Annotated in this window: 12 protein-coding genes and 1 tRNA gene; 9 read left to right on the top strand and 4 right to left on the bottom strand. The window is 33.2% G+C overall.

Annotated features, from left to right (window positions below; all coding sequences use genetic code 11):
* The 3 genes from BW936_RS15570 to BW936_RS15560 all read left to right on the top strand — a co-directional run bounded on the left by BW936_RS15570 (window position 1) and on the right by BW936_RS15560 (window position 3368).
* On the top strand, window positions 1–558 hold the full coding sequence (locus tag BW936_RS15570; protein WP_076549887.1) for a CPBP family intramembrane glutamic endopeptidase: 558 nt from the start codon (window positions 1–3) through the stop codon (window positions 556–558).
* Complete coding sequence (locus BW936_RS15565) at window positions 555–1319, top strand: TIGR02757 family protein (RefSeq protein WP_076549884.1); 765 nt, start codon at window positions 555–557, stop codon at window positions 1317–1319. Before BW936_RS15570 ends, BW936_RS15565 begins: the two co-directional genes overlap by 4 nt.
* A gap of 564 nt (window positions 1320–1883) precedes the next feature.
* Window positions 1884–3368 carry a S10 family peptidase gene (locus BW936_RS15560; RefSeq protein WP_076549881.1) on the top strand — a complete coding sequence of 495 codons (1485 nt, stop codon included), beginning with the start codon at window positions 1884–1886 and terminating at the stop codon, window positions 3366–3368.
* A gap of 13 nt (window positions 3369–3381) precedes the next feature.
* Here the strand turns inward: BW936_RS15560 and BW936_RS15555 are convergent, their stop codons facing one another.
* On the bottom strand, window positions 3382–3837 hold the full coding sequence (locus tag BW936_RS15555) for a hypothetical protein (protein WP_208611134.1): 456 nt from the start codon (window positions 3835–3837) through the stop codon (window positions 3382–3384).
* Window positions 3838–3986: 149 nt separating this feature from the next.
* Between BW936_RS15555 and BW936_RS15550 the strand changes: the two genes are divergently transcribed.
* The 3 genes from BW936_RS15550 (at window position 3987) to BW936_RS15540 (ending at window position 6749) form a co-directional block, all read left to right on the top strand.
* Window positions 3987–4409 (top strand): hypothetical protein, encoded by a 423-nt coding sequence (locus BW936_RS15550; RefSeq protein ID WP_143744190.1) that lies wholly within the window; start codon window positions 3987–3989, stop codon window positions 4407–4409.
* Window positions 4410–4421: 12 nt separating this feature from the next.
* A complete protein-coding gene (locus BW936_RS15545; protein ID WP_076549874.1) occupies window positions 4422–5111 on the top strand; it encodes an SGNH/GDSL hydrolase family protein in 690 nt (229 codons plus the stop codon).
* A gap of 87 nt (window positions 5112–5198) precedes the next feature.
* A complete protein-coding gene (locus BW936_RS15540) occupies window positions 5199–6749 on the top strand; it encodes a M28 family metallopeptidase (protein WP_076549871.1) in 1551 nt (516 codons plus the stop codon).
* A gap of 133 nt (window positions 6750–6882) precedes the next feature.
* Here the strand turns inward: BW936_RS15540 and BW936_RS15535 are convergent.
* A tRNA-His gene (locus tag BW936_RS15535) sits at window positions 6883–6958 on the bottom strand.
* Between the two features lie 156 nt (window positions 6959–7114).
* Here BW936_RS15535 and BW936_RS15530 point away from each other — a divergent pair.
* Window positions 7115–9166, top strand: coding sequence for a tetratricopeptide repeat-containing sensor histidine kinase (locus tag BW936_RS15530; protein ID WP_076549868.1), 2052 nt, complete (start codon window positions 7115–7117; stop codon window positions 9164–9166).
* A 226-nt stretch (window positions 9167–9392) separates the two neighbouring features.
* On the top strand, window positions 9393–11483 hold the full coding sequence (locus BW936_RS15525) for a tetratricopeptide repeat-containing sensor histidine kinase (protein ID WP_084182109.1): 2091 nt from the start codon (window positions 9393–9395) through the stop codon (window positions 11481–11483).
* On the opposite strand, the gene bshB1 is transcribed toward BW936_RS15525, so the two are convergent.
* Together bshB1 and BW936_RS15515 are read right to left on the bottom strand one after the other, a co-directional pair.
* Complete coding sequence (bshB1, locus tag BW936_RS15520; protein WP_076549865.1) at window positions 11480–12196, bottom strand: bacillithiol biosynthesis deacetylase BshB1; 717 nt, start codon at window positions 12194–12196, stop codon at window positions 11480–11482. The genes BW936_RS15525 and bshB1 overlap by 4 nt on opposite strands.
* 25 nt (window positions 12197–12221) lie before the next feature.
* A complete protein-coding gene (locus BW936_RS15515) occupies window positions 12222–13373 on the bottom strand; it encodes a trans-sulfuration enzyme family protein (protein ID WP_076549862.1) in 1152 nt (383 codons plus the stop codon).
* Window positions 13374–13672: 299 nt separating this feature from the next.
* Here BW936_RS15515 and BW936_RS15510 point away from each other — a divergent pair, with 299 nt between their 5' ends.
* Window positions 13673–14944, top strand: coding sequence for a M14 family metallopeptidase (locus tag BW936_RS15510; RefSeq protein ID WP_076549859.1), 1272 nt, complete (start codon window positions 13673–13675; stop codon window positions 14942–14944).
* Window positions 14945–14979: the final 35 nt, after the last annotated feature.

Genomic DNA, 14979 nt, shown 5'->3' with positions numbered 1-14979 from the left:
ATGCTACAAGAACTGCTCTTTTTTATTAAAAATCCTGTTTACGAGCCAAACATTACAACTTCGTTTTCTAATAAATTAAGGGTTTTCTTTACATTATTGATAATAGGACTATGCTCCAGTATTTTACTATTAATGCTTGCCGGTGCAGTAGAAAATCTACTGGAGCTAGAGATGGGCAAACATGCAATGAGCGATTTATTGGATCACTACTCAGTTGTTCTAATATTCTTTTTAGCTGTAATAATAGCACCTTTTTTTGAAGAATTATTGTTCAGGGGGCCATTAGTATTTTTTAAGCACTCTAAATACTTTAAACATGCCTTCTACCTCTTTACCATTGCCTTTGGTTTTATGCACATCAGTAATTTTGAAATGAACACCCAAGTGTTACTATTTTCTCCATTATTGGTAGCACCACAAATAGGTGTTGGTTTTTTACTAGGATTTATACGTGTTAAATTTGGACTGGTTTGGTCTATGGCCTTACATGCACTCTACAATATGGTTTTGGTGCTACCCATACTAATTATGCAACTTTTAGATATCCCTATTGAATGACAAAAAGTGAATTAAAAGTTTTTTTAGACGAGAAGGTTCTGCAATACAACAATCCAGAATTTTTAGAAACAGACCCCATACAAATTCCACATCTTTTTACAGACAAAGAAGATATTGAAATCAGTGCTTTTCTAACAGCAACAATAGCATGGGGAAATAGAAAAAGTATCATCAATAATTCACATAAACTCATGGAAAGAATGGGTCAAAGTCCATATGATTTTGTTCTTAATCATACTAATGACCATCTTGAAAATTTAAACGGGTTTGTTCATAGAACTTTCAATGAAATTGATTTAACATATTTTATTCGAAGTCTTAAAAACATCTATGCGAACCACAACGGCCTAGAGGGTATTTTTACAACACATCAAGACAAGGATAGTTTACAGCCTACAATTTCTCAATTCAAGAAAATATTTTTTGAATTGCCGCATGAGCTACGCACAACCAAGCATGTTTCTGACCCTATAAAAGGTTCCGCAGCTAAAAGAATAAACATGTTTTTAAGATGGATGGTTAGAGATCCTTCTACGCAAGTAGATTTTGGGATCTGGCAAAATATTGATACTTCAAAACTATCTTGTCCTTTAGATGTTCACTCCGGCAACGTAGCAAGAAAACTTGGACTATTAAAACGGAAACAGAACGATGCCAAAGCCCTTGCAGAGTTAGATAGGAACTTAAGAAAGCTAGACCCAATAGATCCTGTTAAATATGATTTTGCCTTATTTGGCCTGGGGGTATTTGAGAAATTCTAAAACACATTTTCAGATATCTATTCACTTAACACGTCCTTTAAAGCTGTATTTACTTTAGAATCCATTTTAGATAGACACAAAAAGGTTGATGGATTGTTTTAAAAAGACACTTGAATTTTTACCTATAGTACTATCAAAAATAAATAAATAAATAACAGATGACTACCCCCCTATAATAGGTGTAACCACACCTCTACCCTCTTTTAAATCAACCTTTTAAACTGTAGCTTTCATAATCGTTATAGAATCTAAATTACTAGTAGCGTTGGTAATCGTTTTAAAATTAACATTGTATTTTTATTATAATGACTGAAGTTCAGATATTAAAAATACTCTCGCAATACAATAACTAATAGGATAATCAGAAAGATAAAGACATAGCTTTACTCTTATAATAAAATATGTCTTTATACTATGCGTAAATGATTACCGCGCTGTATTCAAAATAAAAAATAGCGCCTACCACGCACTATCAAAAAATTCTACGATATGGTTTTGACTGTTAACATAGATGTTTTTTAAAATTCTTCTTATTTTCGTTAGACAACAGAACCTTATCAAACCATGAAAAAATTACTACAACTATCAATTTGCATGGCCACTGTCCTTGCCGTTGGCCAATCTAGGGAATTACCTATAGACACTATAATTACCACACAGCATACGGCCACCATAAATGGATCAACTTTTTCATACACAGCGCAAACGGGTACACAACCTGTATGGGATGAAAATGCTAAACCTATTGCTTCATTGCATTACACCTATTATACCAGGAACAATATTAAAGATACAGCTGCAAGACCATTGTTAATATCCTTTAATGGCGGACCAGGATCTGGCTCTGTTTGGATGCACTTAGCCTACACAGGCCCAAAGGTTTTAAAAATAGACAATGAAGGCTACCCTGTTCAACCATACGGCGTAAGTGAAAATCCGTATTCTGTTTTAGATATTGCAGATATTGTATATGTAAACCCCGTAAACACCGGATACAGCAGAACTATACCCGTAAGCGGAAAAGAGATTGATAGGGAAAAATTTTTCGGAATCAATGCCGATATAAAGTATTTGGCAGAATGGCTGAATACTTTTGTAACCAGAAACAATAAATGGCGCTCACCAAAATATATAATAGGAGAAAGTTATGGTGGTACTCGCGTTATGGGGCTTTCCTTAGCATTACAAAACCAGCAATGGATGTATTTGAATGGTGTTATTATGGTTTCACCGGCAGATTATAAGGTAATTCGTAATTCTGGTCCAGTAGCCGAAGCAATTAACTTGCCGTATTATACGGCAGCAGCTTGGCATCACAAAGTTTTACCACCTGCATTACAAAGCAAAGATTTATTAGAAATATTACCGGAATCAGAAGCATATACCATAGATAGATTAATACCTGCTTTGGCAAAAGGTGGATTTTTAGATGCCACTGAAAAAGATGCTATAGCTGATAAAATGGCATATTATTCAGGATTAAACAAAAAAGATATTCTTGATCACAACTTGGTAGTACCCACATCTTTCTTTTGGAAAAACTTGTTAAAAGACAAAAGCGGCTACACCGTTGGTCGTCTAGATTCTAGATACTTAGGTATTGACAAACAACTAGCAGGTATGAAACCAGACTACAATTCTGAACTTACCTCTTGGTTACATAGTTTTACACCTGCGATTAACTACTACCTACAAGAAGAATTGAACTTTAAAACCGATGTCAAGTACAACCTTTTTGGTCCCGTTCACCCATGGAACAATGAGAATGATACTACAAGAGATGATTTAAGACAGGCTATGGCACAAAACCCCTACTTAAATGTATTGATACAGTCTGGTTACTATGATGGGGCTACTACGTATTTTAATGCAAAATATACCATGTGGCAAGTAGACCCAAGCGGTCGTATGAAAGATAGGTTCTCCTTTAAAGGCTACCGATCAGGACATATGATGTATTTGAGAAGAGAAGATCTAAAAAATGCAAATAACGATATTCGCGACTTTATAAAACGCACCATTGCAACGGATAAAAGCGCTAAATATTAAAATTTATTCTAATTTATTTTTCTAGAACAGTAGTAGACATTCCCAATACAAGCAATGAATTTATTTTTATTGTTTCTTTTGGGAATATTTTTTGATAACTGACATTGGCTGTTGTAGTCGCATTTTTATACAATTGCGCTCTTTTACGCTGCTTTTTCTTCTTAAATATATCTATAGTAACCCCAACAGTAATACCCCCTGAAACGGTAGCTAATAAATCTTCATTGCTCCACCCGCCATATTGATGTTGATCTATACTCTCTTTTGCCAAGCCTATTAACAAGCTGCCCCCTACGGCACCAATAAAGGTCCACGTTCTATTTCCTTCCGAAATTTCATTTGCAACTCCTGCACCAACAAGACCATATAAATTACCACCTAAAAAGTGTAGGACTTTATCTTGTTCTATCTGACCGACAACACTTTGTAACGATAAAACGAAAATGATAATTACTATTAATTTTTTCATATCGGGTAAAGATAAAAATTCTACAGAGCGCATAAGGTATAAAAATCATTACTATTACTTGCTTAAATTCTCTATAGCTATAATTTATATTATCTTACAATTTTAAAAATCATATGGAACTAAAAAATTTTATCAAAAGCCTATCTATCATGCATCTGTTCTTACTTGCAGGTTTAAGTATCTTTACCATTTGGGTGATTTTTCAAATCAACACCTTTAACACCAGCAGTAATGGGGAAAGCATATTTTTATATATCGTACCTGTGTTTGCTATGTTAGGCTATTTTGGCAGTCAATGGGTATTTAAAAAAATGACTTCTAAAATTGAGGGCAACATTAAGTTAGGAGATAAATTAAAAAAATATCAATCTGCATTGCATTTAAAATATGCGCTTATAGAAATACCTGCTTTTATTGGACTTTTTGCCTATTATAGTACAGGTAATGCGTTACCATTGGTTATATCAATTTGTCTATTAGCATATTTAGGGGTACAACGACCAAATAAAGATAATATCATTAAAAACACTCCCTTATCAAAAGAAGAAAAAATTCAGGTTCAACAAGCATAAACAACAAATAAAATGAAAAAAAAGTATACTTCAATTATTACTTGTATGCTAGCATTGTTTGGGTTAACCATCATAAACGCACAAGACTGGGCAGATTTAAAACATTTTGAACAAGCCAATGCAACTGTTCATGAAATGCAAAACAATAAAGACCGCGTCGTATTTATGGGTAATTCTATTACTATTGGATGGTTAAATAAACGACCTGAATTTTTTAATGGAAAACCGTATATAAATCGTGGCATAAGTGGACAAACAACACCGCAAATGCTCATTCGTTTTAGACAAGATGTAATTGAACTCAACCCTAAAGTAGTAACCATTTTAGCAGGCACTAATGACATTGCAGGAAATACAGGACCATCTACATTAAAGATGATTATGAACAACCTCAAGAGTATGGCCGAATTAGCAGCTGCAAACGAAATAAAAGTTATTTTATCCTCTACCCTACCAGTTTATGATTATCCATGGAAACCAGGAATAGAGCCTTCCGGCAAAATCATTGAATTAAATAAGATGATAAAAGCATACGCCCACGCTAATGGTCATATTTATTTAGACTACTTCTCTGCCATGGTAGATGAACGTCAAGGCCTACCTAAAAAATATGCCAAAGATGAAGTCCACCCCACTATTGAGGGATATAAAGTGATGGAACCATTGGTAGAAGCTGCTATTACAGCCGCATTGAACCATTAAAATTCATTAAAGTTTTTGAATATGGAACTTACCCATTTAAACTAGAAAAGATTTGATTATTTTTGAAAAAATTTGATTCCTATAAAAATGAAAAAAACATTATTCTTATTGGTCGCAACGGCCATTTCATGTAATTCATCTCAAAAAACCATAAAAGATGGTACAACAGAGGCCTCAACTGCGGTATCAGAAATTACTTTTGCAGAAACTATTACAGAAACAGAATTAAAAGACCATTTATATATCTATGCCTCAGATGAATTTGAGGGAAGAGAAACTGGTCAACCTGGTCAAAAAAAGGCCATAGCATACATAAAAGAAGAATACGAAAAATTAGGTATTCCTGCCGCAAAGAAAGATGGTAATTATTTTCAAGAAGTACCTTTGGAAATTAGTAAACTTCCTGTGGGAAAATTAAGTTTAAACGGCACCGATTTTCCTATTGGCGAGCATGTTTTAACCTTTACCGCAGCAAATACCACTGTAGATAAGGTAGTATATGTGGGTTACGGTATAGAAGACACCACTTATTCTAGTTACAAAGATATAGACGTTAATGGAAAAATTGTATTATTAAAATCTGGCGAACCAAAGAATTCTGATGGGAAATATACTATTTCTGGAACCACGGAGGCTTCAATTTGGAGTAATATGTCAGAATCACTAACCAAGAGAATACAAATTGCTGTTGATAAAGGTGCTATTGGTGTCTTATTTTATGATGCTGATAATTTTAGCAGGTTTAAGCGCAGATTTGAATCTATGAAACAAAATCATAGTGGTAGAATGGAAGTGGTTGACAAAAACGCACCAGAATTTTACAGCTTGTTCATAGATCATACATTAGCGACAAACCTATTGCCTACTATAGAGGCCGATAATGAAACTAAAGTATTATCTAAAAACCTAGAGTTAAGTTTTGAAAGCTCTAATGAAAAAATTGAATCTGAAAATGTTGCGGCACTGATCGAAGGATCAGAAAAACCAAATGAATATATAGTTCTTTCATCGCACCTAGATCATATTGGTATTACCGGTGATGGAGAAATTAATAATGGCGCTGATGATGATGGTTCCGGTACAGTTGCCCTTTTAGAAATTGCCGAGGCATTCAAGAAAGCAGCCGATGCAGGTGTAGGTCCAAAAAGATCAATTCTTTTCTTACATGTAACAGGCGAAGAAAAAGGATTATTAGGTTCAAAATATTATACAGATGTAGACCCAATTGTTCCGTTAGCAAATACTGTTGCCAATTTAAATATTGATATGATCGGTAGAATAGATCCGGAACGTGAAGGTGACCGTAACTACATCTATTTAATAGGTTCCGATAAGCTAAGTTTAGAACTTCATGAACTATCTGAAGAAGTGAACAAGAAGTTTATGAATATAGAGTTAGATTATACTTATAACGATGAGAATGATCCTAACCGCTTTTACTATAGAAGCGATCATTATAACTTTGCCAAAAACAATATTCCTATTATATTTTACTTTAACGGTACCCATGCAGACTACCACAAACCAGGTGACACCCCAGACAAGATTAACTATGACCTATTAGAAAATAGAAGTAGATTAGTTTTTCACACAGCTTGGGAAATTGCCAATAGAGAGAAAAAATTAAAAGTAGACTAGTAATATAGCCTACATCAATGAAAAAAGCCTAATAGAATCTATTAGGCTTTTTTTTTGTACGCTTCACATTAGTTGATAAAGCTATAAAATAAAAAAGTCTTGGAAACTAATCCAAGACTTTTTACTTGCTTTAGGGTGGAAGACCGGGTTCGAACCGGCGACCCTCGGTACCACAAACCGATGCTCTAACCAGCTGAGCTACAACCACCATTTGTAAGCGAGTGCAAAGATAATTTTTTAAAACAGTTCTAGCAAATAATTAATGAGTTTTTAAATAAAAAATTAATTTCTGGAATTCATCTATTTATTATTTTTAACTTCAAGTTTTATATACAATAACCTACTTGGCTTTTACAATCTTCCTAATGCACTATATATCAAATTATAAACATAATTTCCTACTCCTTGCATTAGTAACTCTAAACTTTTTCTCAGGTTTTTCACAAGTAGATAGCATTCAATTTTTCAAGACAAAAATTTCAGCATTGGTTAAATGTTCTGATTTTAATGAGAACAAGCTTGAATATATTGATAATTTAAACCAACTCTCTTACTATCAAAGATTAACTGAACAAGTTTCAATGTTAATTCATTCAGAAACCGCACTTGAACTCAGTATAAAAAATAATTATACGTATGGTGAACTTGAGGCGTTAACAAATTTTGCCACTTTATATCTGTATAAGGGAGAAACAGATAAATCCATTAATTTTAGTTTACGTATCATTAATAATTCTGAGTTAAAGAATTTTCCGAAGACAGAAATGAGAATTTACAATATTCTCGGCCAAGCTTATTTTTATAAAAACGATTATCCTTCTACATATACTCAATTTTTACATGCCCTTTCAATAGCAGAAAAAAATAGTGACCAACAACAATTGTTTCAAATGAATATGAACTTAGGAACTATTTTTAGTCGCCTACAAAATTCTGATGAAGCGCTAAAGTACTACCTACCGGCATTTGAAGCAGTTAAAAAGTTAAATGATCCAACCAAAGAGGTAATGATGTTAAGTAATATGGCATTCTTAAACATTGAACTAGAAAACTTAACGGAAGCTAAAATGAATCTCGATGCAGCTTTTAAGTTATTCGAAACTTATAATAATACAAGTTGGTTGGCTTGGACCCATTCTACATTAGGACTTTATTATTTAAAATTACAGGATTACGAAAATGCTGTCTTAAACTATCAGAAGGCTTTAAAGCTGCACAAAGGCTTTAATGATGTAAAAACCAATGCCGATATGACATATGGTCTGGCAAGAGCCTATTTAGGCTTAAATAGGCTATCAAAATCTGAAGAGACAATCCTTGAGTGTCTTGCACTATATCAATCTTCTGAATATGAGATGGGTTTAGAACAAGCCTACAGAAGCTTATATGAAATTAAAAAAAAACAGAATAAAACAGCAGAATCACTAAAATATTTAGAATTGACAGAAAAACATTCTAATGACAATTTTAAGAAAAAGAATAGGCAAAATTTAATGATGCTCAATGCTAAACTAAAATTTGAAAAGGAAACAGAAAATTTAAAAGCACAAAATGAACAAGCCTTAGATCAACAACGTAAATATGTTAAGTGGTCAATAGCGGGGCTTATAAGTTTAACAGTAATTGTATTCCTTATATTAAAAGCCAATAATCGAGAAAAAATTCTTAATAAAAAATTAGCCAAGCAAGCAGAGATATTAAATGAAAACCAAAATAAGCTTACTCAGATAAACGCAAATCAAGACCGGTTATTCTCAATTGTTGGTCATGATTTAAGAGGTCCCGTTATCTCATTAAAAGAAATTTTAACCTTATACTTAGAAGATCCAGAAGGAAAAGAATATTTTGACAAGTTTGCCCCGCAATTAAAAAAAGATATAGAACAAGTACAATTTACTATGGATAACCTTTTACACTGGGGTAAAACACAAATGCAAGGAAATACTATACATTCTAGAAGTATAATGGTAAAGCAGGAATTGGATTTTATTTTACAACTATACCGCAATGAAATTAATAAGAAGGTTATAAATATAAAAAATAATGTTTCTGTACATGATAAAGTATTTGCAGACTTACAGCAATTCAACATTATATTTAGAAATCTAATTAGCAATGCTATTAAATTTACTCCGAATGAAGGCACTATTTCTATTACAACTAAAATAAAAAATAAGAAATTAGTTATTATAGTTTCAGATACCGGTGTTGGAATGGCAAAGGCTGATGTGTCCAAACTATTTAGCGACACAGAAAATTTTAGCAATTACGGGACCAATTTAGAAAAAGGAACAGGGTTAGGTTTACGTCTCGTTAAAGCCATGGTTATAAATAATAATGGAAATATCACTGTTAAAAGCCAACCTAATAAAGGAAGTCAATTCATAATTGAGCTTCCTGTTGATCAAGCAACGTAGCAAAGTTGGACTTTACAATCTATCGTATTTAACTTCATGTATAACATGCCTAAAGCTTTAACCGTGAATATTCTAGGTTAGACACAATACAGTGTCAAAAAATCAAATTATCGACGAACTACACGTTTGCAACGTTAAAACACACAATAAACTGCATTTCACAACATTTATTACTACACCGCATTTATCTAGATTAGTTTTAGAATCAGATTATTGAGCAAAATATATGAATAATAGACATTTACAAATTTATAAACTGTACTACCTTTTTAGGGGTTGTTTGTTTATATGCTTGTTTATTAAAATAGCAGTTCATACCATAAATGCCCAAAATACAAATAGAGATAAACTTTTAAGTGAAATTGAGCAAATTAAGAAATCTACTAATTTCAGCACTAAAGACACTACCTATATAAACCATCTTCAAAATCTAGCGACCGAATACCGTTTTCATAATTTAGACAGCTTAAAAATTTTAAGTAAAAAAAGTCTTGATCTTAGTAAAAAAGCAAATTTTATTAATGGCGTAATAAGTTCTTACCATTCATTAGGCGGTTATTATTCGGACAAAGGAAAGATAGATATAGCAATTTCCTATTTTATAAAAGCATATGAACTAGCAAATATGCATGAAAATCATTTCTTAAAAGTTAGAACTTTAAATGATCTAGCCAAAGAATATGGTTATAAAGGGGAGTACTCAAAAGCTTTAAAGTGGTATTTAGCAACCATAGAAATTGCCGAAAAATATGATTACAAAAATATTATATCCATTGTAAACGACAATATTGCACATCTCTATCTTGCCCAAAAAGACTATAAACAAGCAATGGTTTTTTTACAACGGTCTAAAAGTATACACGAAGAAATTGGCAATCCTATTTTTTTAGCAGAAACCCTTAGTAACATAGCCTCTACATATGCTGACATGAACGAGTTAGATTACGCCATGTATAACATCAATGTAAGTATTGCTACATTTGAAAAAGAAAAAATACTAGAATGGTTAGCCTATTGTTACGAAATTAAAGGAAAAATCTATCTTAAGAAAAATAAAAACACATGGGCAATTTATTGGTATAAACAAAGTGAATTATTACATAAAGAAATAGAGGATGATCGCGGAAAAATTGATTTATTAAATGGTATGACCGAAGCGCTCATGAATCAAAATAAAGATAGTATAGCAGAGGTGTACGCATTAAACGCATACAATCTTTCAAAAAAAATAGGTTTAAGAAGTGGAATAAAGAACAGCGCACATAAATTATCTAAAATATATAAGAACAAAAAAGACTATGAGAAGTCGTTATGGTTTCATGAAATGTATCAGGTTACGTATGAATCTTTAACTCAGGCAGGAAATGAAAATGCTCTGAACATGCTAAAAACCAAGATGGAATACAATCAACAAAAACAACAGTTAATAATTGATAATGAAAAAGCCCTAGCAAAACAAAAAGTATATATCTACGTTGGTATAATTGTCCTCTTTATTTTCGCGATTATAACGTTTATTATTTATAGAAATGAACAGGAGCAGAAAAAATTAAATTTAGAATTGAGAAATAAAAAATCTGATCTTGAAGAAAAGCAGGCGTATTTAAATGAATTAAATCAGACAAAAAATAAATTATTCTCCATAATTGGTCATGATCTAAGAGGACCAATAGGAGCATTTCAAGGGCTTTTGAAATTATTTAAAGAAGGAGAAATGACCAAAGATGAATTCTTGAACTTTGTACCTAAATTAAAAGTAGACATTGATACTATCTCCTTTACACTTAACAACTTACTATCATGGGGACAAACTCAAATGAATGGGGCTATCACTAAACATTCAGTAACTAATTTAGATGATATAGTAGAAGAAAATATAGCTTTATTATCTGAAATTGCTGAATCTAAATCTATTTCATTAATCAATAGAATTGGACCTAATTGCCAAGTTTGGTCAGATCCAAATCAAATAGACATTATCATTAGAAATCTTTTAAGCAATGCTTTAAAGTTTACCCCAAACAACGGGCAAATTATAATTGGTGCAATTCAAAAGATCAAAACTTGCGAGATATATGTGAAAGATAATGGGCTGGGTATGAGTGAGGATATTATAAGTAAACTATTTACGAAAGATTCTAACCATACCACCTACGGTACCAATGATGAAAAAGGTACCGGACTAGGACTTTCTTTATGCAAAGAAATGGTGGAGAAAAACAATGGTAAAATATGGGTTCATAGTGCCCTGGGTAAAGGTTCTAGTTTTTATTTTACTATACCTAGAATACAAAAACAATATAAAGAATCTGCCTAAATTAAATGGTCTAGAGAAGCTACCGCCACCAATCTTTCAACGGTAAAACCTTCAGCGTAATCCACACCTACCAACCTACCTAGATCTTTAGCTCTATATTGTACACTCTCTATAAATGTTTTACTACTTATAGGTGTTTCCGGTTCGTTGCTGCCAGGATCATGAAACTGCGAAGTATACGCCAAAATAGCATCAGTTTTAGCTTTCATGTGATTACTAATATCTACTACAAAATCTGGGGTTATATTCTTCCACTGAATATAATGATATACTAACTTAGGCCTCCATTCTTGCTGGATTTCCTCCTCCAACTTGGTTTCTATACGTCTTAGCCCGCTTAAGAAACAGGCATCACTTACCAGTTTACTGCCTTTACTATGATCTATATGCCGATCATCTATAGCATTACATAAAACTGTATGCGGTCTATATTTACGAATCATTTTAATAATTTCTAATTGATGTATTTCATCGTTGATAAAAAAACCATCCTTAAACCTTAAATTTTCACGCACTGCTACTCCCAAGATTTTGCCGGCAGCTGCTGATTCCTTATCCCGTATTTCTGCAGACCCCCTTGTGCCCAACTCTCCACGGGTTAAATCTACGATACCTACTTTTTTACCCAAGGAAATTTCTTTGGCAATGGTCCCCCCTGCTCCTAGTTCTGCATCATCTGGATGCGCTCCAAATACTAAAATATCCAACTTCATTTTTTACTAATTGTAATTGACAACTTTATTTTATAAGTGCAATAGCCTGTAAAATATCTTGCTTTAAATCTTCTACTTCTTCTATACCCACGGAAAAACGAATTAATCCGTCAGCAATACCTTGTTCAGCCCTTACTTCTGCACTCATTAAAGCGTGCGATGTTTGTGTGGGCGAAATAACAGTACTTTCTACCCCCGCTAAACTCATTGATGGCTTAATTAACTGTAATGCTTTCTGAAATTGAGATGAATTTAAATTAGCATTTAATTCAAAAGATAGCATACCCCCAAAACCTTTCATTTGCTTTTTAGCCAAATCATGCTCTGGGTGAGAAGGTAAACCCGGGTAGTAGACTTTTTCCACATCAGGCAATTCATTTAAAAATTGTGCCATTGCCAGTGCATTTTTATTCTGTGCGCTTACACGAATACCCAAAGTCTTTATACTTCTTTCCAATAACCAAACCGTATAATCACTTAAACTGCCTCCAAAATTTTTAGCTAATTGAAAAATACGGTCCATATGTTCTGTTGTAGACGCAACTGCACCCGCGCAAATATCTGAGTGGCCACCCAAATATTTTGTTGCACTATGTATCACCACATCAATACCAAAATCAATAGGATTCTGATTCACCGGACTTGCAAATGTGTTATCGATCATTGTAACCACACCGTGTTTTTTAGCAATGGCAGCAACCGCTTCCAAATCGGTAATGGTCAATAAAGGATTAGACGGTGTTTCTATGTAAATTACCTTTGTATTCTCTTTTATTTGAGCCTCAAAAGCATCAGCCTTCCATCCATCGGTAAAAGAATATTCTATTCCGTATTTAGAAAACTCTTCGTTCACCAAATTATAGGTTCCTCCATAAAGAGTTTGCTGCAAAACAACATGATCACCTGCATTTAAGAATGCCAATAATGCCGTACTCACAGCTGCCATTCCGCTACCAAAAATTAAAGCCGATTCTGCATGTTCTAAGGCTGCAATTTTTTTACAAAGCCCTTCTTGATTAGGCGTGTTAAAATACCTAGGATATCGTTTTACATCTACATCTTCATAAGCATAAGATGTACTCATGTATAAAGGAGAAATAGCTCCTTTGTGTTGTGTATCTTCTAATTCACCAATATGTGTACATATGGTGTTCAACCCTTTTATATTCGATTTCATTTGCTAGTAATTATAAAAAATAAAGGTAAGGAATTAGAATGTAAACAACTCCTATAACCCTTTGCAAGTGCTACTATTTTAAATGTTACCCCATAGGTCTAAAAAATGGTTAGAACCTTTCATAAACCGCTTATTTTCATCAATAATCCAATAAAAGAAGGTAAGATGCATTCAATATAGATTACTTTATAAAATTCAACAGTAAACGCAGAATTATATCCATATTTGTCGATAAATTTATAAAAGCCTATCACTAACCATATTAAAGAACATTTCTCCTAACTATAGATAACACAATTATGAAAAAAATCTTTTATACATCATTTTTCATATTTTCCTTAATTGCTTGTAAAAATCAAAAAACTGCTGCTCAAGGTTACCAAGGTCAAGGTAAAAGTGCGGTGGTTTCAACTTTATCTAAACCAGTACAAAAGCAATGGAAAGGCATATGGTCTTTTGATAATGAATCTGTTTTCTTTAGTAACGATTTTGAAAGCGGACGATTAAACGGAATCACTTCTGACGGAAACAATCATTACACTGCACTGATCACAGCTGAAAACACCCCGATAAATGTGAGTCCGTGGTATGCTTTTAAAGTATGGTCAAACACCCCAAAGACGATCACAATAAAAATGACTTACCAAGATTCACGTAGTAGGTATTATCCCAAAATAAGTACAGATGGCGTTAACTTTACTCCATTAGACAGCGCTAACTTTACCGGAATTAACAAAGGTACCGGTTCTTTTGGCATAAAAGCCGTACCAGAAATTGTAGAAATATCAGTCAACATAAGCCAGAAACCTATATTTATTACTGCACAAGAGTTATACGGGTCCACAAGAGTTAAAAATTGGATAGATTCTTTAGCTACCAAACCTTTTATATCTACCTATGAAATAGGGAGAAGTAGGGAAAAAAGAGCCGTGAACTTGATGGAAGTAAGTAATGGAAAACATAAAAAGGCGGTAATGGTTATCTCTAGACAGCACCCACCAGAAGTTACCGGTTTCCTAGCCATGAAATCTTTCATTGAAACGTTATGTGGAGACTCTCCAAAAGCTCAAAAATTTAGAGATAAGTATGATTTATTTGTAGTTCCTTTAATGAACCCAGATGGTGTAGATAATGGCAATTGGCGACATAATATGGGCGGTATAGATTTGAACAGGGATTGGCAAAATTTCAATCAACCAGAAACGCAGAGTGTACGGGATTTTCTTATAAAAAAGGAATCTGGAGGGTATGAGTTTGTTTTCGGTGCAGATTTTCATTCTACATGGGATGATATCTACTACCCTATAGATTCTACAATTACGGGTGAAAAAGGCAAAATTGTTTTTGACTGGATTAATAACATCACCAATAAATTACCTCAGAAACACACTAATGTAAAGCCTTCTACAACTATTAAACCTACTATGGTATCACGTAATTACTTTTACGTAAATCACGGTATGCCTGCTATCGTTTTTGAATTAGGAGATAACACGCCAAGAGATTTTCTTAAAGAAAAAGGAAAAGTTGCCGCCGAAGAATTAATGGACCTACTTGAAGGCCAAGATTAAATAATAACAAACCATTAAAAAAGCAAAAAGCCTCA

It is taken from the genome of Maribacter ulvicola (assembly GCF_900155985.1).
GTDB classification, from domain to species: domain Bacteria; phylum Bacteroidota; class Bacteroidia; order Flavobacteriales; family Flavobacteriaceae; genus Maribacter; species Maribacter ulvicola.
Note: the sequence above shows the minus strand (reverse complement) of the source record. Positions and strands in the feature narration are given on the sequence as shown.

What these genes read in the sequence shown, in the direction of transcription:
- BW936_RS15570 (WP_076549887.1), top strand. Translation starts at nt 1, where the DNA reads ATGCTACAAGAACTGCTCTTTTTTATTAAAAATCCTGTTTACGAGCCA.
- BW936_RS15565 (WP_076549884.1), top strand. Translation starts at nt 555, where the DNA reads ATGACAAAAAGTGAATTAAAAGTTTTTTTAGACGAGAAGGTTCTGCAA.
- BW936_RS15560 (WP_076549881.1), top strand. Translation starts at nt 1,884, where the DNA reads ATGAAAAAATTACTACAACTATCAATTTGCATGGCCACTGTCCTTGCC.
- BW936_RS15555 (WP_208611134.1), bottom strand. Translation starts at nt 3,837, where the DNA reads ATGAAAAAATTAATAGTAATTATCATTTTCGTTTTATCGTTACAAAGT.
- BW936_RS15550 (WP_143744190.1), top strand. Translation starts at nt 3,987, where the DNA reads ATGCATCTGTTCTTACTTGCAGGTTTAAGTATCTTTACCATTTGGGTG.
- BW936_RS15545 (WP_076549874.1), top strand. Translation starts at nt 4,422, where the DNA reads ATGAAAAAAAAGTATACTTCAATTATTACTTGTATGCTAGCATTGTTT.
- BW936_RS15540 (WP_076549871.1), top strand. Translation starts at nt 5,199, where the DNA reads ATGAAAAAAACATTATTCTTATTGGTCGCAACGGCCATTTCATGTAAT.
- BW936_RS15530 (WP_076549868.1), top strand. Translation starts at nt 7,115, where the DNA reads ATGCACTATATATCAAATTATAAACATAATTTCCTACTCCTTGCATTA.
- BW936_RS15525 (WP_084182109.1), top strand. Translation starts at nt 9,393, where the DNA reads ATGAATAATAGACATTTACAAATTTATAAACTGTACTACCTTTTTAGG.
- bshB1 (WP_076549865.1), bottom strand. Translation starts at nt 12,196, where the DNA reads ATGAAGTTGGATATTTTAGTATTTGGAGCGCATCCAGATGATGCAGAA.
- BW936_RS15515 (WP_076549862.1), bottom strand. Translation starts at nt 13,373, where the DNA reads ATGAAATCGAATATAAAAGGGTTGAACACCATATGTACACATATTGGT.
- BW936_RS15510 (WP_076549859.1), top strand. Translation starts at nt 13,673, where the DNA reads ATGAAAAAAATCTTTTATACATCATTTTTCATATTTTCCTTAATTGCT.